This window comes from Methylorubrum rhodinum (genome assembly GCF_014199935.1).
Lineage (GTDB): Bacteria > Pseudomonadota > Alphaproteobacteria > Rhizobiales > Beijerinckiaceae > Methylobacterium > Methylobacterium rhodinum.
On the sequence record NZ_JACHOP010000005.1, the window covers coordinates 140,945 to 161,703 of the forward strand.

Annotated in this window: 17 protein-coding genes; 8 read left to right on the plus strand and 9 right to left on the minus strand. The window is 71.5% G+C overall.

The annotated features are described in order from the left end of the window. Positions 1 to 44 precede the first annotated feature (44 nt). Together HNR00_RS08330 and HNR00_RS08335 are read right to left on the minus strand one after the other, a co-directional pair. Positions 45 to 932 carry a hypothetical protein gene (locus tag HNR00_RS08330; RefSeq protein WP_183568229.1) on the minus strand — a complete coding sequence of 296 codons (888 nt, stop codon included), beginning with the start codon at positions 930 to 932 and terminating at the stop codon, positions 45 to 47. A 257-nt stretch (positions 933 to 1,189) separates the two neighbouring features. Next, entirely contained in the window at positions 1,190 to 1,975 is a 786-nt protein-coding gene (locus tag HNR00_RS08335) for a calcium-binding protein (RefSeq protein ID WP_312886023.1), read from the minus strand. Here HNR00_RS08335 and HNR00_RS08340 point away from each other — a divergent pair. Together HNR00_RS08340 and HNR00_RS08345 are read left to right on the plus strand one after the other, a co-directional pair. Then, positions 1,907 to 2,128, plus strand: coding sequence for a hypothetical protein (locus tag HNR00_RS08340; protein ID WP_183567771.1), 222 nt, complete (start codon positions 1,907 to 1,909; stop codon positions 2,126 to 2,128). The genes HNR00_RS08335 and HNR00_RS08340 overlap by 69 nt on opposite strands. A gap of 17 nt (positions 2,129 to 2,145) precedes the next feature. Beyond that, positions 2,146 to 2,586, plus strand: coding sequence for a VOC family protein (locus HNR00_RS08345; RefSeq protein WP_183567774.1), 441 nt, complete (start codon positions 2,146 to 2,148; stop codon positions 2,584 to 2,586). 225 nt (positions 2,587 to 2,811) lie between these two features. Here the strand turns inward: HNR00_RS08345 and HNR00_RS08350 are convergent, their stop codons facing one another. Both HNR00_RS08350 and HNR00_RS08355 read right to left on the minus strand, forming a co-directional pair. Then, positions 2,812 to 2,976, minus strand: coding sequence for a hypothetical protein (locus tag HNR00_RS08350; protein WP_183567777.1), 165 nt, complete (start codon positions 2,974 to 2,976; stop codon positions 2,812 to 2,814). A gap of 88 nt (positions 2,977 to 3,064) precedes the next feature. Continuing rightward, the gene (locus HNR00_RS08355; RefSeq protein ID WP_183567780.1) at positions 3,065 to 3,586 is read right to left on the minus strand and encodes a hypothetical protein; all 522 of its coding nucleotides are present in this window, start codon (positions 3,584 to 3,586) and stop codon (positions 3,065 to 3,067) included. Between the two features lie 649 nt (positions 3,587 to 4,235). On the opposite strand from HNR00_RS08355, the gene HNR00_RS08360 reads away from it, so the two are divergent. From HNR00_RS08360 to HNR00_RS08370, 3 genes are all read left to right on the plus strand, one after another. Next, positions 4,236 to 7,910, plus strand: coding sequence for a PAS domain S-box protein (locus tag HNR00_RS08360; protein ID WP_312886017.1), 3,675 nt, complete (start codon positions 4,236 to 4,238; stop codon positions 7,908 to 7,910). Between the two features lie 161 nt (positions 7,911 to 8,071). After that, positions 8,072 to 9,127, plus strand: a complete 1,056-nt coding sequence (locus HNR00_RS08365; protein WP_183567782.1) for a PAS domain S-box protein — start codon at positions 8,072 to 8,074, stop codon at positions 9,125 to 9,127. 65 nt (positions 9,128 to 9,192) lie between these two features. Further along, positions 9,193 to 9,618, plus strand: a complete 426-nt coding sequence (locus tag HNR00_RS08370; protein ID WP_183567785.1) for a SufE family protein — start codon at positions 9,193 to 9,195, stop codon at positions 9,616 to 9,618. Between the two features lie 169 nt (positions 9,619 to 9,787). Here the strand turns inward: HNR00_RS08370 and HNR00_RS08375 are convergent, their stop codons facing one another. Together HNR00_RS08375 and HNR00_RS08380 are read right to left on the minus strand one after the other, a co-directional pair. After that, positions 9,788 to 10,636: a DUF6456 domain-containing protein gene (locus HNR00_RS08375; RefSeq protein WP_183567788.1), complete on the minus strand. Its 849-nt coding sequence runs from the start codon at positions 10,634 to 10,636 to the stop codon at positions 9,788 to 9,790. A 386-nt stretch (positions 10,637 to 11,022) separates the two neighbouring features. After that, positions 11,023 to 11,460 (minus strand): Ros/MucR family transcriptional regulator, encoded by a 438-nt coding sequence (locus HNR00_RS08380; protein WP_183567791.1) that lies wholly within the window; start codon positions 11,458 to 11,460, stop codon positions 11,023 to 11,025. A 425-nt stretch (positions 11,461 to 11,885) separates the two neighbouring features. On the opposite strand from HNR00_RS08380, the gene HNR00_RS08385 reads away from it, so the two are divergent. The 3 genes from HNR00_RS08385 to HNR00_RS08395 all read left to right on the plus strand — a co-directional run bounded on the left by HNR00_RS08385 (position 11,886) and on the right by HNR00_RS08395 (position 18,430). Continuing rightward, positions 11,886 to 14,033: a S9 family peptidase gene (locus HNR00_RS08385; RefSeq protein ID WP_183567794.1), complete on the plus strand. Its 2,148-nt coding sequence runs from the start codon at positions 11,886 to 11,888 to the stop codon at positions 14,031 to 14,033. 364 nt (positions 14,034 to 14,397) lie between these two features. Next, on the plus strand, positions 14,398 to 14,805 hold the full coding sequence (locus tag HNR00_RS08390; RefSeq protein WP_183567798.1) for a hypothetical protein: 408 nt from the start codon (positions 14,398 to 14,400) through the stop codon (positions 14,803 to 14,805). A gap of 265 nt (positions 14,806 to 15,070) precedes the next feature. Next, positions 15,071 to 18,430, plus strand: coding sequence for a hypothetical protein (locus HNR00_RS08395; RefSeq protein ID WP_183567801.1), 3,360 nt, complete (start codon positions 15,071 to 15,073; stop codon positions 18,428 to 18,430). Between the two features lie 147 nt (positions 18,431 to 18,577). Here the strand turns inward: HNR00_RS08395 and HNR00_RS08400 are convergent, their stop codons facing one another. From HNR00_RS08400 to fabI, 3 genes are read right to left on the minus strand one after another with little or no spacing between them, the layout of a single operon-like run. Further along, positions 18,578 to 18,979, minus strand: a complete 402-nt coding sequence (locus HNR00_RS08400; protein WP_183567804.1) for a DoxX family protein — start codon at positions 18,977 to 18,979, stop codon at positions 18,578 to 18,580. Between the two features lie 28 nt (positions 18,980 to 19,007). Further along, positions 19,008 to 19,748 carry a flagellar type III secretion system pore protein FliP gene (fliP, locus tag HNR00_RS08405; RefSeq protein ID WP_376770362.1) on the minus strand — a complete coding sequence of 247 codons (741 nt, stop codon included), beginning with the start codon at positions 19,746 to 19,748 and terminating at the stop codon, positions 19,008 to 19,010. Between the two features lie 48 nt (positions 19,749 to 19,796). Further along, on the minus strand, positions 19,797 to 20,633 hold the full coding sequence (fabI, locus tag HNR00_RS08410) for an enoyl-ACP reductase FabI (protein ID WP_183567810.1): 837 nt from the start codon (positions 20,631 to 20,633) through the stop codon (positions 19,797 to 19,799). Positions 20,634 to 20,759: the final 126 nt, after the last annotated feature.

Below are 20,759 nucleotides of genomic sequence, written 5' to 3' on the forward strand. Positions count from 1 at the left end.
CCTCGTCGGCCCGGACTGCGGGGCGATGCGAGGGTCGCGTGCCGTCAGCCCCGGTAGAGCGCGTCCGCTCCCATCGCCCGCAGGGCGAGCCGATAGGTCAGGTCCGATTGGGCGAGGCTGTCGGCGATGAAGCGATCGAAGGCCGTGGTCCAGCGCGGGGTCAGGCGGATGAACGCGTTGCGGGGCCCCGAGCGGGTGAGGAAGCCCCGCTCCCGGGCGACGGCCAGGATGTTGCGGATATGCGTGCGCGACACGCCGAAGCGCGGCGCGAGATGCGCGAGGTCGGATTCGCGGATGCGGCTTTCGGGATCGGCCCCGCCCATCTCGAAGAACGACAGCAGGATGATGAGCGCGCTCGTGGCGCTGAGGAAGAACACGATCTCCAGGTTGCTCCAGGTCATCGCGATGATGGCGTCGAAGGCCGCCAGCGCCGCGCCCGCGTGGACGGCCTGGAAGGCGGGATCGCGCCGTCCGGGCGGGCCGTAGCCCGGATCGGGATAAAGGAGGTCGAGGGGGGCGAAATGCGCCGCCATCCACTCCCGGTCCCAGGCGAGCAGGCGCTCGGTGGGCTTGAGCAGGCGCACCCGGCTGTCCTCGGGCTGGCGCTCCATCGCGACGTAGCCGGTCTGGCCGAGGCGGGCGACGAAGTCGTCGATCAGCCGGGGGCTGGCGAAGCCGAACCGGGCCACCCGGTCCTTGAGACGGTTGAGCGTCGGCCAGGTCGCGCGATCCGCCGGATCGTAGGCGGCATGCAGGCAGACGATGATGGCGAGCGTCGTCACGCGGCCGATATCGGCGCCGAGCTGCGCCGGGAAGGTGCCGGCCTCGTAGACCTTGGCGTGCTCCGCGACGAACAGGGCGCGCGCGGCCGGGAAGTCGGGATGGGCCAGGATCTCCTCGACCGATCGGTGAGCCGGCAGCGTCCCGGCCATTGCAGCGTTTCCGCTGTCCGGGCGCAGGCCCGATGCGGCGGGCGTCAGGCGTTCGGCGGATGAGGTCATCAGCAGTCGGCGTCGTTCCTCGAGGGCGGCCGGCGTTCTAGCCTGTCGAAGGCGGGTCGCAACGCGGCGGCACCGCCGCCTGCGTCAAAAAGATTTGACCGCATCGTCGATCGACGCCGGGCGAGGCAGGGGGGCCTCGCGAGAGGGAAACCTGTCTCGGCGGTGGCCGGGGCGGCGCGCGGGCCGCGTCACACGACGAAGAAGTCGGCCGCCGTCAGCACCGCCTTGGTGTCGATGAGGGCGACCTGCACCATCGCGGCCTTCGTCCCGCTGCCGTCGGCATCGTAGGACAGGACGCCCGTCGTCCGGTCGTAGACGATGCGGTCGCTGGCATCGAGCTTGGCACCGGCCACGCCGAGATCCTTGAAGCGGTCCGAGGCCAGTTCGCCCGCCCCGAGCGCGGTGGAGATCGCGTTCTCCAGCCGGATCGTGTCGGCGGGCGCGGAGAAATCGGTGATGCGATCCACGTTGCCGGCCCCGAGAGCGGTGTCGAAGACGAAGGTGTCGGCCCCGCCCCGTCCGGTCAGGACGTCCTGGCCCAGGTCTCCGTTCAGGACGTTGGCGCCGTTGTTGCCGACCACCGTCTGTCCGTACGCGTTGCCGGTCAGGTTGATCGCCGCTTTGCCCGCGGCGTCGATCGTCCGCAAAACCTCGATGTTCTCGCCGGCCTTGAGCGCGTAGCCGACCGACGCCACCACCGTGTCGGTGACGGCGTCGCTGCCCCTGACCCTGACTTCGACGGTCCGGTCGCCCGCGTTGTCGACATGGAACGTGTCGCTGCCGCCGTAGCCGGTCATCACGTCCGCACCGGCCCGGCCGTCGAGAACGTTGGCGCCCCCATTGCCGTCGCGGTGTGACGGGCGGCACCGCTGCCCGGTCCGCTCTTCCGTAAGATCATCGGCGCCATGACCCCCACCGCCGCCGCCTTCCGCCGCCGCGCCGAGCAGTGCCGGCGCTTCGCCGATCAGCTCGATCTCAGCGCCGACCCGTCCGTGCCGGCCCTGCGCGACATGGCGGCCGAATACGAGGCGGCGGCCCGCGCCCTTGAGACGCCGGTGCCGCGCTTCATCGACGGCCCGTTGACGCTTCGCGACCGCGAGCCAGATAGGCGCTCGACCCTTCGCTGACGTTGTTCGGGACTGCCATGGAATACCTGCACACGATGGTCCGCGTGGCCGATCTCGACCGCGCGCTCGCCTTCTACGTCGACGCCTTCGGCCTCCAGGAGGTTCGGCGCGTCGAGAACGAGAAGGGCCGCTTCACTCTCGTCTTCCTCGCCGCCCCCGGCGACGTCGATCGCGCCAGGTCGGAAAAGTCGCCGATGGTCGAGCTGACCTACAACTGGGACCCGGAGGAATATTCGGGAGGGCGCAATTTCGGTCACCTCGCCTATCGGGTCGAGGACATCTACGCCTTCTGCGCCAAGCTGAGGGACACCGGCATCACCATCAATCGCCCTCCACGCGACGGCTACATGGCCTTCGTCCGCTCGCCGGACGGCATCTCGATCGAGATCCTGCAGAAGGGCCCCGCCCAGCCGCCGCAGGAGCCCTGGGCTTCGATGGAGAATACGGGGACGTGGTAGGGCGTCCGGACTCGCGATGAAGGGCGCGTTCGCTCGAGGCGACGCGAACGCTGGCCGGAAAAGCTCGACGCCCCGCGACCGTCGAGGATCGAAGACTTCAAAGGTCGCGGGGGGAGTAGAACAGGGCACGCGCCTCCCCTTGTGAGGAGGTGGGGCGGTTCAGGAGGGCTCGCCGAGCCCCGTCCGGCACCGCCCCCACCGTTGCACCCGGTCCGAGCGCCGCGATCACGCCTCGATCTTCGGCGTGATCCCGAGTTCCGCGAGCTTGGCGCTTACGGCTTCCACCGGGCGTTTGAGCCTCAGGCTGATGACCGAGACCGGCATGCCCTCGCGGGCGAGGCTGCGCAGGGTCTGGACGGCGTCGAGGCTCCAGTTCGTTTCGATCGACATCGGTTTCCTCCTGTCGTTCGCGGGGGCGCGGCTCAGGGGCCGCGGCCCGCCTCTTCGACGTGGATCGGCGCGGGGCGGCCGGCAACGCTCACGCCGAACATCCGTGCATGCCCGCGAAACGGGCAGGGCGCCCGGCCAGAGCGCGGTGTGCGCCGGTGCCGCCGCCGCGGACGGTCGACATGCGGCGTGCCGTCCGTTCCACCTTCAACAGGATGTTGGAGCCGCCCACGAGGGCGCCGGTCTCGTCGCGCAGCGGCGTCGGATAGGGCATGAAGGCCGCTCGGCTGCCGTCCGGCCGCTCCAGCACCGCCTGCGCCCCGCGCACGGCCGCGCCCTCGCGCAGGGTCACCGCCATCGGGCAGAGGTCGTGCGGCAACGCCGATCCGTCCGGGTTGTAGAGCCGCCACGCGCCGCACCAGCGCGCCTTGCCGATCACGGGGCGGAAGCCCCACAGCTCGGCCGCCGCGTCGTTGTAATAGGTGAGCCAGCCCTCGGCATCGGTGGTGTAGAGCGGCGCGGCGATCTGCCGGAACAGCTCGGCCCGCGACGGCTCGTAGTTCCAGTCCGAGTCGGGCGCGTCGAAGTCGTAGGCGAAAGAATCTCTGTCCATCATGCTCCCCACGACGCGGGCGTTCGAAATGCCCGCTGCCAGCATTCCGTGCCCCCCTCTGTCATGGGTTCCTGGGGGCCCGCCGGCACGTGTGCCGGCCACGCGAGCCCTTCGGAGCGGCGCGCGACACGCCACCCTCCAGATCGTCCAACCCCACGAAATTGTGCCGCGAAGCTTCCGGGGGCGGTCGCTCCTCGGCGCCATGAACGGCACGGTGGCCGGACTGGGCTCTTCCGCGGGGTCTGATGCGGACGGGAAGTACAGAGCACGCCGCGCCGGGTGAAGCAAGCGCTTTCGCGGCTTTTCTCGGGACCGATCGAGATGTGCCGCCCGGTGCGATTGATCATTTTGCGATGCAAAACAATTCCAGTGTGGGATGATACACTGCAGCATGGGCGGGCGGGACGATCCGGCAGTGCAGACGGCATTGCAAACGTCACGAATTGTGCCGATCGTGCCCGCAGGAGCGGCGATCCTCTTGCGTGCCATCGTGATGGCGCCGAACGGCCGCGCCGTGCTCGCCGGCCGGCATGCGCTTACGCCCGGGGGCGGAACTCTGTATAGGTTCGCCCGTGCCACGCCCCCGCCCGGTTGCCTCGTCCGTCCCGTCCCCGCGTGCCGCGTCCCGTCGCCTGCGGAGGGCCGGCCGGTGACCGATCCCTCCGAGCCGCCAGCCCAGCTCGCGTTCCTGGCCGAGGCCGGGCAGACGGGGCGCGAGATCCTGGCCCACGACTGGTCCGGCCATCCCCTCGGGCCCCCGACCGGCTGGCCGGTCTCGCTGCGCAGCACGCTCGCCACGATGCTGGCCTGCCCCGCGGCGATGTTCCTGTCCTGGGGGCCGGACGGCATCGTCTTCTTCAACGATGCCTACCGCCCGATCTTCGGCGACCGGCTCGACCGGGCACTGGGTGCCCGATTCCGTGAGATCTGGGCCGATCTCTGGGACGATATCGGCCCGCTGGTCGAGACGGCCCTGTCCGGCCGCAGCGTCTCCCAGCGCGATCGGCTGCTGATGATGGATCGCCACGGCGTGCCCGAGGAATCGTGGTGGAGCTTCACCTACTCGCCGGTGCGCGACGACGACGGCGCCATCGCCGGCATGCTCTGCATCACCGCCGAGACCACCGCCGAGGTGCTGGCCGAGCGCGCCCGCCAGCGCAGCGAGGAGCGGCTCGACATGGCGCTGGCGGCCGGCGGCAGCATCGGGGTGTGGGACTGGGACGTGACCGCCGACCGCGTCACCGCCGATGCCCGCTTCGCCCGGCTCTACGGGGTCGATCCCGAACTGGCCGAGGCGGGCGCGCCGATCGGCACCTTCTTCGGCGGCATCCACCCCGACGACCTGCCCGAGGTCCGGCGGCGGATCGAGGCGGCGCTCGCCGACGGCGCCCCGTTCGCCGCCGAGTACCGGCTGGTCCAGGCCGACGGTTCGGTGCGCTGGGCCGCCGCCGAAGGGCGCTGTACCCTCGACGCGGCGGGGCGCCCGATCCGGTTCCCCGGCGTCAGCTTCGACGTCACCGAGCGCAAGCGCACCGAGGCGGCGCTCCGGGAGAGCGAGGACCGACTCCGCGGCATCACCGACACCGTCGAGCAGATGATCTGGTCGACCCGCGCCGACGGCTTCCACGACTACTACAACGCCCGCTGGTACGAATATACCGGCGTGCCCGCCGGCTCGACCGACGGCGAGGCCTGGAACGGCATGTTCCATCCCGAGGATCAGGAGCGCGCCTGGGAGGTCTGGCGCCGGTGCCTCGCCACCGGCGAAACCTACCGGATCGAGTACCGCCTCCGGCACCGCTCGGGCCGGTATCGCTGGGTGCTCGGCCTCGCCAAGCCCCTGCACGACGGCACCGGGCGGATCCGTCGCTGGTTCGGCACCTGCACCGACATCCACGACCGCAAGATGGCGGAAGAGCGGCAGGCCTTCCTCCTGGCCCTCAACGATCTCCTGCGCGAGGCACCCGACCCGCCCACCGCGACGCGCGCCGCCGCCGCCGCCCTCGGCACGCGGCTGAACGCCGCCCGCGCCGGCTACGGCGAGATCGACGAGACCGGCGAGGTCGTGCGGGTCGAGCGCGACTGGACCCGCGACGCCGCGACGGCGAGCCTCGCGGGGGAATCGCGCATCCTCGACGGGTTCGGGCCGGCGGTGATCGCGGAGCTGCGCGCCGGGCGCACCCTGGTGGTCGAGGATTGCTACAGCGACCCCCGCGCCGGCCGGCACTTCGCCGCGGTCTGGGACTCGATCGGCTGCCGGGCGCTCGTCGTCGTGCCGCTGATCCGCGAGGGGCGGCTGCGGGCGGTCGTCTACCTGCACGAGCCGGCGCCGCGGTCCTGGTCGGGCGAGGAAGTCGGCCTCGTCGAGGACGTGGCGCAGCGGGTCTGGCACGCCGCCGAGCGCGCGCGGGCCGAACTCGCCGAGCGCGCCCATGCCCGCGAACTGCGCCTGATCGCCGATTCGCTGCCCGTCCTGATCGCCTTCTTCGATCCCGCCGGTCGCTGCCGCTTCGCCAACGCCGCCGGGGCCGACTGGTTCGGGCCCTCCGGCGCCGCGCCGGACGGGCGCGGCCTCGCCGAGCTGATCGGCGACGCCCACGCCGCCGACCGGTCCCGTTTCGAGGGCGCCCTCGCCGGACGCGAGGCGCGGTTCGAGCGTTCCTGGCCGCACCGGGACGGGCGCCGCCGCATCGCCGAGATTCGCTACCGGCCGCGCCTCGCGCCGGACGGCGCCGCCGACGGCGCCTACCTGTTCGCCCTCGACGTGACCGACCGCAAGCGCGTGGAGGAGGGACTCTCGCGCGAGGTCGACGCGCGCACCCGCGAGCGCGACCGGCTGTGGCAGACCACCAACGACCTGATGGGCACCGCCGGGCTCGACGGATACCTCCGCAGCGTCAACCCGGCCTGGACGCGGCTCCTCGGCTGGAGCGAGGCCGAGATCCTCGCCCGCCCCTTCCTCGACCTCATCGACCCGGCCGACCATGCCGAGACCGGCGCGGTGCTGCGCCGGCTCGGGAGCCACGAATCCGTCACCGACTTCGTCGACCGTGTCCTGCGCAAGGATGGGCAGCGGCTCACGGTGATGTGGACGGCGGTGCCGGAGGGCGACCGCTTCCACATCGTCGGCCGCGACATCTCCCAGCAGCGCCTCGCCGAGGAGCAGCTGCGTCAGGCGCAGAAGATGGAGGCGGTCGGCCAGCTCACCGGCGGCATCGCCCACGACTTCAACAACCTGCTCACCGGCATCGTCGGCTCGCTCGACCTGATGCGCACCCGCATCGGGCAGGGCCGCGTCGACGCCCTCGACCGCTACGTCGAGGCCGCCCTGTCCTCGGCCCATCGGGCGGCGGCGCTGACCCATCGTCTCCTCGCCTTCGCCCGGCGCCAGCCGTTGGAGCAGAAGCCGGTGGACGTCGGCGCGCTGATGGCCGGCATGGAGGAATTGCTGCGCAGCACGCTCACCGAGAATGTGCGCGTCGCCATCACCGCCGGCCCGGATCTCTGGCCGACCCTGTGCGATCCCAACCAGCTCGAGAACGCCGTCCTCAACCTCGCCATCAATGCCCGCGATGCCATGCCGGAGGGCGGGGACCTCCTGATCGAGGCCGCCAACGCCCGCCTCGACGGGGCCGATGCCCGGCTCCACCCGGAGATCGCCGCCGGGGATTACGTCGCCTTGAGCGTCACCGATACCGGCCTCGGCATGTCCCCCGAGGTCGCGGCGCGGGCGTTCGAGCCGTTCTTCACGACGAAGCCGCTGGGCACGGGCACCGGCCTCGGCCTGTCGATGATCTACGGCTTCGCGCGCCAGTCCGGCGGCCATGTCCGGCTCGAATCCGTGCCGGGTCGCGGCACCGCCGTGCGGCTCATCCTGCCGCGCCATCACGGCGAGGCGGCGGCCGCGCCACCCCTCGCGCCGCCGCTCGCGCCGCCCGGGCCGCCGCCCGCGGGCCGGGGCGAGACCGTGCTGGTGGTCGAGGACGAGCCGGTGGTGCGCGACCTCGTCGTCGAGACCCTGCGCGAACTCGGCTACCGCACCGTCGCGGCGGCGGACGGCCCGTCCGGCCTGCACGTCCTGCGCTCGGAGGCCCGGATCGACCTCCTCGTCACCGATGTCGGCCTCCCCGGCCTCGACGGACGCCAGCTCGCCGAACAGGCCCGGGCCGGGCGGCCCGACCTCAAGGTGCTGTTCATCACGGGCTATGCCGAGAACGCCCTGTTCGGCGGCGCCCGGCTCGATCCCGGCATGCAGATGATCACCAAGCCGTTCCCGGTGGAGGCGCTCGCCGCCCGCGTCCGGACGATGATCGAGCTATCGTGAAGCTGGGCCGCGCTTCGCAACGGCGGGTCCGGTCTATTCTCGCGGCCGAGTTTGGTCGACTTGTGGACAGGCCGGAACGGCCCCACGCGGCATACGTTGACCGGCGCAGATGCGCGAGAACGGCGCGGTCGAGGCGTCACGGCAGAGCGAACGAACAGCGGATGGCAGCGGACATACCAGCGGAGGCGAAGGGAGGGCCGGACGCGTTCGACCTCGGCGACGGCTTCCGTCGCTTCGCCGACCATGTGCCGCTGATGATGTGGCGCACCGACGATCGCGGCCGCATCGTCCACCACAACGAGTGCTGGCTGCGGTTCACCGGCCGCTCGCTGTCCGAGGAGATCGAGGGCGGCTGGCGCTGCGGCCTGCACCCGGACGATTTCGAGCGCCATGCCCGCATCGTCGCCGAGGCCTTCGCGGCGCAGGAATCCTTCACCATCGAGTACCGCCTGCGCCGCCACGACGGCGCCTATCGCTGGCTCCTCGACACCGGTCGCCCGCTTCAGGAGAACGGCGCCTTCCACGGCTATCTCGGCTCCTGCTTCGACATCACCGACCGCAAGAACGCCGAGGAGGAATCCGCCCGCGCGCTCATCGAGAAGGAGACGCTGCTCGCCGAGATCTATCACCGGGTGCGCAACAACCTTCAGGTGATGGTGAGCCTGATCGGCCTCTACGGACGGGCCGCCCCCGAGCCCTGCCGCGGCAGCTTCGACGCGCTCGGCCAGCGGGTGCGGGCGATCGCGCTGGTGCAGCAGCACCTGCACGAGGCGCCCCACATCGCCTCGATCGACCTGCAGGACTATCTCCGCAGACTCGCCTCGGGGCTCGGCAACCTGCGCCGGCCCGGACGCATCGGCGTGATCGTGGACGGGATCGGCAACGGCCTCGTCGAGCCGCGCACCGCCAACGCGCTGGGCATGATCGTCGCCGAGGTCGTGGCCGAATGCCTCGACGCCACCGCCGAGACGGTGAGCTGCAGCATCGCCATCACCATCGATGCGAGCGTCGGCGCCCCGGTCCGCCTGTCGATCGTCTCGGGCAGCGGCGAGGCCGCCGCGGCGGGCAAGCCCGGCGTGCCGATGCTCGGCCCCCGGCTGATCGCGGCCTACGCCGCCCAGGCCGAGATCGAGGTGAGCGGCACAGCCACCGCCGCCGACCCGCTGCTGCTCCAACTCCCCGAGGTCCGGCCCGCCTTCCGCCCCGCCGCGCCCTGACGGCGCTGGGCTCCGGCGCCCATCCTCCCTATATCGGGCGCGTCACCCCACAGCGTCCGTGAGCCATGCTGCCGAACCTCGACACGATCATCGAGAACTTCGAAATCCTCGACGATCCGATGGACCGCTACGAGTACGTGATCGAACTCGGCAAGACGCTGCCGGCCCTGCCCGCCGAGCGGCATGTCGAGGCGAACCGCGTCCACGGCTGCGAGAGCCAGGTCTGGCTCGACGTGTCCCTCGATCGCGCGGCGGACGCTCCGCGCCTCGCGCTCGCGGGCGACAGCGACAGCCACATCGTCAAGGGGTTCGTCGCCCTGATGGTCGCCCTCTACAGCGGCCGGACGCCGGAGGAAGCCCTGAAGGCCGACGGGTTCGACCTCCTCAAGCGCCTCGAATTCGGCGCCCACATCACCTCGAAGCGCTCGAACGGCGTCCGCTCGATGGTGGAGCGCATCCATCGCGACGCCGGGCGGCTGGCCGCGGCATAGACCGAAATCCAACCCGTCTCGCAATGACGGCGTGAGGCGGCTTTCGGGGTGGTGCCTCCTGCACCACCCTCCGGATGTTCCTTGCAAGTGGTTCGAGTTTTTGTGCCGCATCGGCTTTTCCCGAAAGCCGGCATCCACCTTTCGGGCCGATGCTCGAGGCGGCGCGCCCTCAGCCCTGCCCTTCGCCCGACCGCCACAGCCGCGTCCGCCCTCGATCCGGCCCGCGCGCCTCCGGCTCGATCCCGTAATGCTCGGCGAGCCGCCCGAGGGCGATCCGGGCCACCACCTTGGCGGAGCGGGCCGGCCATTTGCGCTCGGACTCGATCCGCTCCAGACCTTTCAGGAAGCCGCACAGGTCGATCAGCAAGCCCGACAGATCGGAGCCGACCGCCGCCAACGCCTGTTCGACCCGCTGACGCGCAGCAACAGTCCGGTCGGTGGCCGCGGACGGGTCGCGCGGGCCGCCGCCGTCGACCCGCTGCGCCGTCCAGTCGGCGGTGACGCTCGGCAGCATCCGCGCCGCCGCGAGGTCGTGGCGCAGGCGCTCGCCCGCCGCGAACGCAGCCGCGTCGATCATCGGCTCGCCGTCGCGGCCGCGCCGCCGCGCCATCCAGGCGAGCGGACTCTCGGAGGCGTCGCGCAGACGCTCGTCCGCGCCCGAGCCCTCCCTGACGGGGTCGAGATGCTGCATCCGAAAGCTGTCGTCGCGGGGTTCCATCGCCCGCCGCAGCCGTGCGCGCCCGGCCGCCCCGATCACGAGGCGGTTGCGGCGCCCGTCGTCGCGGGACGCGAGGTCGGCGGCGACCAGCGCCTCGCCGGCCCGCACCGGGAAGCGTCCGGCCCCGAGCGAGACGCCACGCCCGCCGCCGCGCACGATCAGCGTGTCGGGCGAAGACGGGTCCGGAAAGGCGTAGGCTCCGTCCGGGGCGAGCGCCGCCAGCAACCGCTCCGCCTCGCGGCCGAGCCCGCCGCCCGCCGCACCGCCACTCTGTTTGTTCGTGTTTTGTTCTTTCGACATCGCGCTACCTGAAAGCCGCCAACGCGTAAAGGCTAAAGGACAATGATCCTAATACAAGCCTTGACAGTCCGCTGTGCGCCTTGAAGTTGCAGCGTCACGCTGGCGAATTTTACCTCAGGTGGCTCTTAGAGACGACCGCTCGGGCCACCCGCGGGGCTCGATGGTGCCACTCCTGGGCGAAGGCGCACGGAGCGGTCGGACCCGGCCCCGGCAAAGCATCACGCGGCCCGAAACGCCTGGCTCCCGGGAGCGCCCGAGGTATCTGTTGATAACTTGATTCGCAGGCGAGAACGAAACGGCCCGCCGCCCCGAATGCCGGGACGGCGGGCCGTTTCGAGACCTGGGCGCGCCGTTCGGTGCCGCGCCTGCCGGTCGTCTCAGGAGCCTCAGGCGGCTTCGTCGTAATTGCCCGGACGGGGCTGGCCGAGGCCGATCGCCTTGGCGAGGTCGGAGCGGGCCTTGGCGTAGCTCGGAGCGACCATCGGGTACTCGGGCGGCAGGCCCCACTTGGCGCGGTACTGCTCCGGCGAGAGGTTGTACTTCGCGCGCAGGTGCCGCTTGAGCGACTTGAAGGTGCGCCCATCCTCCAGGCAGACGATGTAGTCGGGCTGGACCGACTTCTTGATCGGCACCGCCGGCTGCTGCGGCTCGGCGGGCTCGACCTTGGGGGCCACGCGGCCGGTGCCGACCTGAAGCAGGGCGCCGTGGACGGCGCCGATCAGGTGGCCGAGCTCGCCCGCCGGAACGGGATTCTTGGTGACGTAGGCAGCGACGATGTCGGCGGTGAGGACGACATAGTCGACCGGCGTCTCGGTTTCGTTCATGATAGGATATCTGTCCCTTGATGCGGTGCCCCGCACACGGTCCGGCGATCGCCTCCTTGAAGGAGCGAAGCGAGGATCGAGCAGGAAAGGGCGGCTCAGTGCGCGCGGCCCGCACGTTATCGGTTGAGTGTGACGCCCCCGCAATCACGTGCTCTACCTAGATGAATCAGATTAGACCTGCAAGACAGGGCGGGTATGCAGGACGTCTCCTGCCCGTAGTTCCCTCAACACCATCATGGTCGCGGCGGCGAGGCGGTTCATCGGCATTCGCCTGAACCGCGTGATTCGGTTTCCGTTTTTCGAAGGCCCGATCATTTCCGGTTCGTCCCGATTCCCCCCGCGACGGCTGGCGCCTTGCGGGCGCGCCGCTCCCGCGGCACATCCGGCGCAAACGACGCTGGAGCCCCGGCCATGAGATCTCTGCCATGACGCTCTCTCACCCCGCCTTCTCCCCGCCCGCCGACGCTCCCGAAGCGGAAGCGCGCCCCCACGCCTTCACCCTGCACGGCCGGCATATCGAGGACCCGTTCGCGTGGCTGAAGGCGCCGAACTGGCGCGAGGTGCTGAAGGACCCCGCCGCGTTGCCCGCCGACATCCGGGCCTACCTCGAGGCCGAGAACGCCTATGCCGAGGCTGCGCTCGCAGAGGCCGGCGACCTGCGAAAGACCCTGGTGGCGGAGATGCGCGGGCGCATCCGCGAGGACGACGGCTCGGTGCCCGATCCCGATGGGCCGTTCGCCTACTACACCCGCCATCGCGAGGGCGGGCAGCACCCGCTGGTCTGCCGCCGCCCGCGCACGGTCCACCGCATCGCGGAGGAGGCGGGCGAGGCCGAGACCGGCGAGGAGATCCTGCTCGACGGCGACCGGGAAGGGGAGGGGCTCGCCTTCTTCGAGATCGCGGGCGCGACGCATTCCGACGACCACCGCCTGCTCGCCTGGGGCGCCGACACCAAGGGCTCGGAACTCCACACCCTGCGGGTGCGCGACCTCGACACCGGCATCGACCGCGACGAGCGGGTCGAGAACAGTACGGGCGAGGCCGTGTGGAACGCCACCGGCACCGCCTTCTTCTACGTCGCCCTCGACGAGAACCACCGCCCGGCCCGCGTCATGCGCCACCGCCTCGGCACTGCGCAGGCCGACGACACCGTGGTTTACGAGGAGGCGGACGCGGGCTTCTTCGTGCATATCGGCCGCACCCAGTCCGGCACCTACCTGACGGTGACGGCGAGCGACCACGAGACCGCGGAGGTCCATCTCCTCGACCGCGCGGCCGACGAGGGCCCGCTCACGGTCGTGTCGCCGCGCGAGCCGCAACTGATCTACTCGGTCGAGCACTGGGCCTCGCACCTCGTCATCCTGACGAACGCGGATGGCGCGGTCGATTTCAAGATTGTCACCTGCCCCCTCGACGCGCCGGCCCGCGAAAACTGGGTCGATGCCGTGCCCTACCGCCCCGGCGTGATGATCCGGCACCTGCACGTGCTCGGGAACCACCTCGTGCGGCTCGAACTGGAGAACGCCCTGCCGCGCATCGTCGTGCGCGACCTGAAGGGCGAGGAGCACACGGTGGCCTTCGCCGAGGAAGCCTATTCGCTGGGTCTCCTGCCGGGCTACGAGTTCGAGACCGCGCGCATCCGCTTCGTCTATTCCTCGATGACGACGCCGTCGGAGACCTACGACTACGATTGCGTCACCCGCGCCCGTATCCTGCGCAAGCGCCAGAGCGTGCCGAGCGGCCACGAGCCCGCCGACTACGTCACCCGCCGCCTGTTCGCGACCGCGCCGGACGGCGAGACGGTGCCGGTCTCGCTGATCCACCGCCGGGACATCGCGCTCGACGGCACCGCGCCGCTGCTGCTCTACGGCTACGGCTCCTACGGCACGCTCATGCCGGCCTCGTTCCGCACCAATCTCCTGAGCCTCGTCGACCGCGGCTTCGTCTACGCCATCGCCCATGTCCGCGGCGGCACCGAGAAGGGCTGGAACTGGTATCTCGAGGGCAAGCGCGAGAAGAAGCCCAACACCTTCTCGGACTTTTGCGCCTGCGGGCGCGCCTTGATCGAGGCGGGCTACACATCCGAGGGCCGCATCGTGGCCCATGGCGGCAGCGCGGGCGGGATGCTGATGGGGGCTGCCGCCAACCTCGCGCCGGAGCTGTTCGCCGGCATCGTCGCCGACGTGCCCTTCGTCGACGTGCTCAACACCATGCTCGATGCCGAGCTTCCGCTCACCCCGCCGGAATGGCCCGAATGGGGCAACCCGGCCGAGAGCGAGGCGGCGTTCGCGACGATCCTGTCCTACTCGCCCTACGACAACGTCGCGGCCAAGACCTATCCTGCGATCCTGGCGCTTGGGGGCCTCACCGACCCGCGCGTCACCTACTGGGAGCCGGCCAAGTGGGTCGCGCGGCTGCGCGCCACCATGACCGGGGGCGGCCCGATCCTCTGCCGCATCAACATGGAAGCCGGCCACGGCGGCGCCGCCGGCCGCTTCGACCGGCTGGAGGAGGTCGGGCTGATCTACGCCTTCGCGCTGATGGCGGCCGAGCGGGCGAAGGCGACGGGCTGAATGGAGCGGCTCCGTCACCGGACGGAGATGGCCGTCACCGGTGAACGGCACCTTCCTGAAAGTCTCCCTCCGCCGTCGTTCCGGGGCGCCGCGGGCGAACCCGGAACCCACGATTGATCTCGACGGAATGCACACCCGCGCATCACGGGTGGGTTCCGGGTTCCGCTGCGCGGCCCCGGAACGACGGCGAGTGGCTGACATGCGCAGCTCGAAGACGCTCGGACCCGGCTGTGCAGATCGATCTTCGCCTTCGACCTGCTCTGACACGCCTCGTCCGAGCGGAAATCCTGAAAGATTTCTGCTATTGTTCGGCGGTTGAAAATAAAAGCGGAATAATAAGTCCGCGCTGAGAGAGGAAGCACCGATGATGTATCGCGCCTTCGCCGCAGCCGTCCTGTTCGCGCTGCCGCTGGCGGCGGGCGCCCAGGAAGCGCCGAAAGAGGCCCCGAAGGAGGCTCCCGCGGCCGCGCCGGAGGCGCAGAAGCCCGAACCGGATCGCCAGCACGCCAGCGCGGCCAAGCTCGCCGGGCTGATCCGCTTCGTCGGCGAGTCCTGCCAGGAGGTGCGGCCCGATTACGAGCGCTTCAAGGCGGTCGTTGCCGCGATGGGCGTCGACATCGACGCGATCTCGAAGGGCGAGTTGCTGATGCGCAGCATGAGCTACACCGAGGCCTACCGGAAGAACGTCGACGAAAGCTGCCGCAAGGCGGCCGAGCTGTTCGGCGAGAAGGGCACCAGCATTCCCGGCCTCGTCCTGCGCAAGGCCTCCTGAAGGTTCTACACTGCCTCAATCGCCGGCGCCCGCCTCCGCGGGCTTGGCTTCCGCTCCGCTCAATGCCTCGGCTCACGCCGAGGCCCGCTGCGCGCGGCGCTCTTCGCGCCGCGAAGCCGTTAGCACGGCTTCGGATACGGACCTTGACGGGTTTTTCTGTCCTTAAGCGCCCATTCACCGCGTTGGGCGAGAGTGCCCGGCACGAGTGGCGTTCGGCGGCGTGGATCCTGAGGGGTCGGCGCTTCCGCGAGTGTGGGCGGGGGCGATGGAGGGACGGTCCGGTCGGGCGCCGGGTCTTCGGCCGGGCAAGGCGGTCCTCAAGGCGGTCCTGCGGGCCGGGATCGCGCTCGGCCTGTGCCTCGCCGCCGCCGGCGCCGAAGCCGCGAAGCTCGTCTCCGCCAAGGGCAGCCAGGCGGAAGGCTACGGCCGCATCGTCCTCACCTTCGACGTGCCGGTCGCGGTCAAGGCCAGGCAATCCGGGGCGGTGCTGGTGCTCGGCTTCGGCGAGGCGGTCTCCGCCGGGCCGGAGCGGATCGCCGCCGGCATGCCCGACTACGTCTCCGCCGTGCGGCGCGACCCCGACGGCGCCGCCCTGCGGCTCGCGCTCCAGCGCGGCTACCGGATCCACGTCCAGGACGCCGCCGAGCAGGTCTTCGTCGATCTCCTGCCCGAGAGCTGGAGCGGCTACCCGCCGCCGCTGCCGCCGGAGGTGGTCGCCGACCTCGCCCGCCGCGCCGCCGCCGCGGAGGCCGAACTCAAGGCCCGCGTGCCGGCCCCGGTGCGTCGCCCGCTGACGCTCGAACTGTCGCACAATCCCCAGCGCACCCGCCTGAGCCTGACCCTGCCGGAGGGCGCCGCGGCGGCCTTCACCCCGCAAGGCTCCGGCACGCGGCTGACGCTGCCCGGTGCGTGGCGCATCGACGACCGCAGCCTGCGCGGTCGCTTCGATCCGGCGCTCGGCCGCGTCGCCGTCGAGGCCGAGGACGGGGAGGCGCGCCTCCTCGCGACGCCCGCCGAGGGCGTCACCGTCTCGACCGCCCGCGACGGCGATGTCCTCACCCTCGATTTCCTGACGAAGCCGATCAAGGCCGCCGAACTCCCGGCACCGCCCCCGCCGCCGGTGACGACACCCGTGGCTGCGCCCACCGCCCCGACCTCGGGACCGGCAAAGGTCGTGGAGGCGGCACCGAGCCCGGTATCGGCCCGCCCGGCTGAGCCCGCCCTCGCCAAGGCCGGCGCCGGCCTCGTCTTCCCGTTCCCCAAGCGGGTGCCCGCGGCCCTGTTCGAGCGCGGCGGCGTCATCACCCTGGTCTTCGCCACGACCGAGCCGGTCGTGCTGCCGGCCAGGATCCCGGCCGACCTCGTCGCCCTCGGCGGCCCGACCCGGAGCGGCGGCTTCAGCGTCCTGCGCTTCGCCAAGCCCGCCGGCCGCCTCGTCGATCTCCTCCCGGTGACCGAGCCGGACGGGTGGGAACTCGTCGCGGGCGAGGGCACGGTGGCCAGCGAGAGCCTGACCGCGCAGCGCCGCCAGGGCCAGCGCGAGCGCATCGGCATCACCCTGCGCCTGCCCGGTGCGGGTCCGGCGGGCTGGCTCGACCTCGACGGCGAGCGCATCGCCGTCGTCACCGCCGACGGCCTCAAGCGGGCGGCGGTCGCCAAGGCCCAGCGCTTCGTCGAGTTCGAGCTGATCCCGAGCCGGGTCGGGCTCGCGGTGCTGGCGCTCGCCGACGACCTGACGGTCCAGCCCGACCTCGACGGCGTCGCGATCGGCCGCGAGGCCGGCATGGCGGTGTCCGGCAGCGAGAGCGTCGCGGCGGCCTCCGGTCCCTATCGCCCCGCCGACCCGTCGGTCGGCGCCGTGTCCGACCTCGTGATCGACACCGAGGCCTGGGAGCGGGCCGGGCGCGGCGACGTGCGCACGACCCTGCGCGAGGCCTTCGCCCGGGTGACGGAGGCGAGCCGCCGCGACCGGGGCGCCGCCCACGTCGCCCTCGCCAGGGCCCTGATGGCCAACGGCCTCGACGCCGAGGCGCTCGGCGCGCTCGCTGTGGCCGCGGCCGACGACGTGGTGGTCGAAGGCGAGACCGCGACGGGGTTGATGCGCGGCATCCTGCTGGCCCGGATGGGACGCTTCGCGGAGGCCCGCCCGCTGCTCACCGCCAATCCGCTCTCCGCCAATCCCGAAGCGCGGCTGTGGCGCGGCCTCCTCGACGCCGAGGCCGGGCGCTGGAGCGAGGCGCGGGCCGCGTTCCAGGCCGGAAGCGGCGTCCTGCGGGGCTACCCCGACACGGTCGCCGCCCGCTTCAACATTCTGGCCGCCGAGGCCGCGGTGGAACTCGGCGACTGGGAGGAGGCGTCCCGTGCCCTGTCGGCCGCCGGCCGCGGGGCGAGCGACGCGATCCGCGACCGGATCGCCCTGCTGCGCGCCCGCATCGACGAGGCGACCGGCCGCGGCACCGCCGCGCTCGCTTCCTACGAGACGCTGAGCGGTCAGGCCGTCTGGCCGGTGGCGGCGGCGGCGACCCTGCGGGCGACCTCGCTCGGCCACACCCTCGGCAAGACGACGCTGCCCGACGCCATCGACCGCCTTGAGGGGCTGCAGCTCACGTGGCACGGCGGGCCGACCGAGATCGGCACGCTCGCGGCCCTGGGCGGCCTCTACGAGGAGGCCGGGCGCTGGCGCAAGCTGTTCGCGACCGCACGGCGCGGCACCGCCCTTGCGCCGGAGGCTCCGGCGATCCGCACCCTCCACGACCGGGCCCAGAGCGCGTTCGAGGACCTGTTCCTCGGCAGCCGCGGCGAGAAGCTCGGCGGCATCGAGGTGCTGTCGCTCTATTTCGACTTCAAGGATTTCGCGCCGCCGGGGCGGCGGGGGGACGAGATCGTGCGCCGCCTCGCCGACCGCCTCGTCGCCCTCGACCTCCTCGATTCGGCCGACGAGCTGCTGCAGTACCAGATCGAGCACCGCCTGAGCGGCCCGGCCCGGTCCTCGGTCTCGGCGCGCCTCGCCACGATCCGGCTGATGGAGGGCAAACCCCTGGAGGCGCTCGCGACCCTCGACGCCACCCACCTGCCCGGCCTGCCCGAGGACGTGCGCCGCGCCCGTACCCTCCTGCGCGCCCGGGCGCTATCCGACCTGTCGCGCACCGATCTCGCGCTGGAGACCGTCGAGGGCGAGACCGGCACCGATTCCGAGCGGCTGCGCGCCGACATCCTGTGGGCGGCCCGGCGTTGGCGCGAGGCCGGCGAGGCGCACGAACTCCTGGTCGGGCCGGCTTGGCGTGGTGGCAAGCCCCTCGAGGAGGCGGCGCAGGGGGACGTGATCCGCGCGGCCATCGCCTACGGGCTGGCGGGCGAGGGCTTGGGGCTGGAGCGGTTGAAGGCGAAGTTCTCCGACCGCATGGCCGAGAGCGCAGATGCCCGCACCTTCGCCATGCTGACCCGCCCCGATGCCGCCCGCAGCCCGGCCTTCCGCGACGCGGCGCTCAAGGCGACCAAGGCCGAGACGCTCGCCGCCTTCCTCGCCGAGTACCGCAAGCGCTATCCCGACACCGCGGTGCCGGAACGCGGCAGCGAGACACCGGGCAGCCGTGCCGAGGCGCCGGGGGCGTCGCCGCCGGGGTGAGTCAAGGTTCGTCGCTGCGGGTGCTCTCCTCCCCCTTGCGGGGAGGAGCCGGAGGTGGGGGTGGTGCCGGATCGGACTCGGCGGTGCCTTCTGCGCGACCCCCACCCCTGACCTCTCCCCGCAAGGGGGAGGGGAACGCGGCCTGCCTCAGTACCGACCGCGCGCCCGCTGCGCGTCGACGCTCCACGGCCCCGGACCGGCGAAGACGATGTAGAGGAAGACGAAGCAGTAGAGGATCGCCGCGTCGCCCCCGTTCAGCGCCGGGTAGAGGCTCTTGGGCGCGTGGGCGATGAAGTAGGCGAAGGCCATTTCGCCGGAGAGGATGAAGGCCACGGGACGGCTGAACAGGCCGATCAGGAGCAGCGCGCCGCCGACGAGTTCGAGCACGCCCGCAATCCACGACAGGCTGAACATCGCCGGGTTCATGGCGCTCGGCGGGAAGCCGAGAATCTTCTGCGTGCCGTGCGCCATGAAGATCAGCGCCGAGATGATCCGCAGGACGCTCAGCATCTGCGGGGCCCAGCGGGCGGTGGTGGTCGTCAGGTCCATCGTCTCTCTCACGGTTGTATCACCTCGTTCAGCTTCCGTAGCTCTGAACGAGCGAACCCGCCACCAGCGTCCATCCGTCGACCAGCACGAAGAAGATCAGCTTGAACGGCAGGGCCACGGTCGCGGGCGGCAGCATCATCATGCCCATCGCCATCAGCACCGAGGCGACGACGAGGTCGATGATCAGGAAGGGGATGAACAGGAGGAAGCCGATCTCGAAGGCACGGCGCAGCTCCGAGATCATGAAGGCCGGCGTCACGATCTCCAGCCCGATCGCCTCCGGCCCGGCCGGCGCCGGCTGCTTGGCCATGTCGAGGAAGAGCTTGAGGTCCTTCTCGCGCGTGTTGCGCAGCATGAAGGTCTTGAAGGGGGCGGACGCCCGCTCGAAGGCCTGCGACTGGGTAATCCGGTTGGCCATCAGCGGCTCGATCCCGGCCGTGTAGGCCTCGCGGGCCGTCGGCGCCATCACGAAGGCGGTCAGGAACAGGGCGAGGCTGGTGATGACGGCGTTGGGCGGGGCCGTCTGGGTGCCGAGCGCCGAGCGCAGGATCGACAGCACGACGACGATGCGGGTGAAGGCGGTGGCCATCACCAGCACCGAGGGCGCCAGCGCCAGGACGGTGACGAGGGCGACGAGCTGCAGCGCCCGCTCCGTCGTGCCGCCCGCGCCGAGATCGAGGGTGACGCTCTGGGCGAAGGCCGCGCCGCCGGTCCCCGCGACGAGCGGGAGGGCGAGCCAGAGGGGCCGGAAACGATTCGGGAGGGTCATCGCGGGCCGCACCCTGGGACGCGGCTCCATTCCGCACAAGCGATGCGCTCAGATCTCGCCGTCGCCGACGACGCCGGCCTCGTCCTGCGCCTGCAGCACGGCGGGGCGCGGCATCGAGATGATGTTGTAGCCCGAATCCACGAAGTGGACCTCGCCGGTCACGCCCCCCGAGAGGTCGGAGAGGAGGTAGAGGGCGGAGTTGCCGATGTCGTCCAGCGTCACCGTGCGCCGCAGGGGCGCATGCGCCTTCTGGTGATTGTACATGAGGCGGGCATCCGCGATGCCGGCGCCCGCGAGCGTCCGCATCGGGCCGGCCGACAGCGCGTTCACCCGCACGCCGTCGGGGCCGAGATCGGTGGCGAGATAGCGCACCGAGGCCTCCAGCGCCGCCTTGGCCACGCCCATCACGTTGTAGTTCGGCATGACGCGGGTGGAGCCCGCATAGGTCAGCGTCAGCAGGGCGCCGCCGCGGGGCATGCGCGCGGCGGCGCGCTGGGCGATCTCGGTGAAGGAGAAGCACGAGATCGTCATGGTCCGCGAAAAATTCGCGCGCGTCGTCACATCGACGTAGCGGCCCTTGAGCTGCGACTTGTCGGAGAAGCCGATGGCGTGGACGATGAAGTCGATCCCGTCGGGGAAGCGCGCGTCGAGGGCGGCGAAGGTGGAATCGACGGAGGCGATGTCCTCGACGTCGCAGGGCAGAACGATGTCGGAGCCGACCGAGGCCGCGAGCGGCGTCACCCGCTTGCCGAGCGCCTCGCCCTGATAGGTGAAGGCGAGTTCGGCGCCGTGGCGGTGGAGCGTCCGGGCGATGCCCCAGGCGATCGAGTGATCGTTGGCGACGCCCATGATCAGGCCGCGCTTGCCCGCCATCAACCCTGTCATTCGCTTCCTACCCGTACGCGTTTCATGTGGGCGCCGAGGCACCGTCCCGACGCTTAGCGCGCCGCGGGCAGGCCTGTCCACGCGGGAGCGGACACACCAAGGCCCTGCCCGCGCGAGCGGGACAGG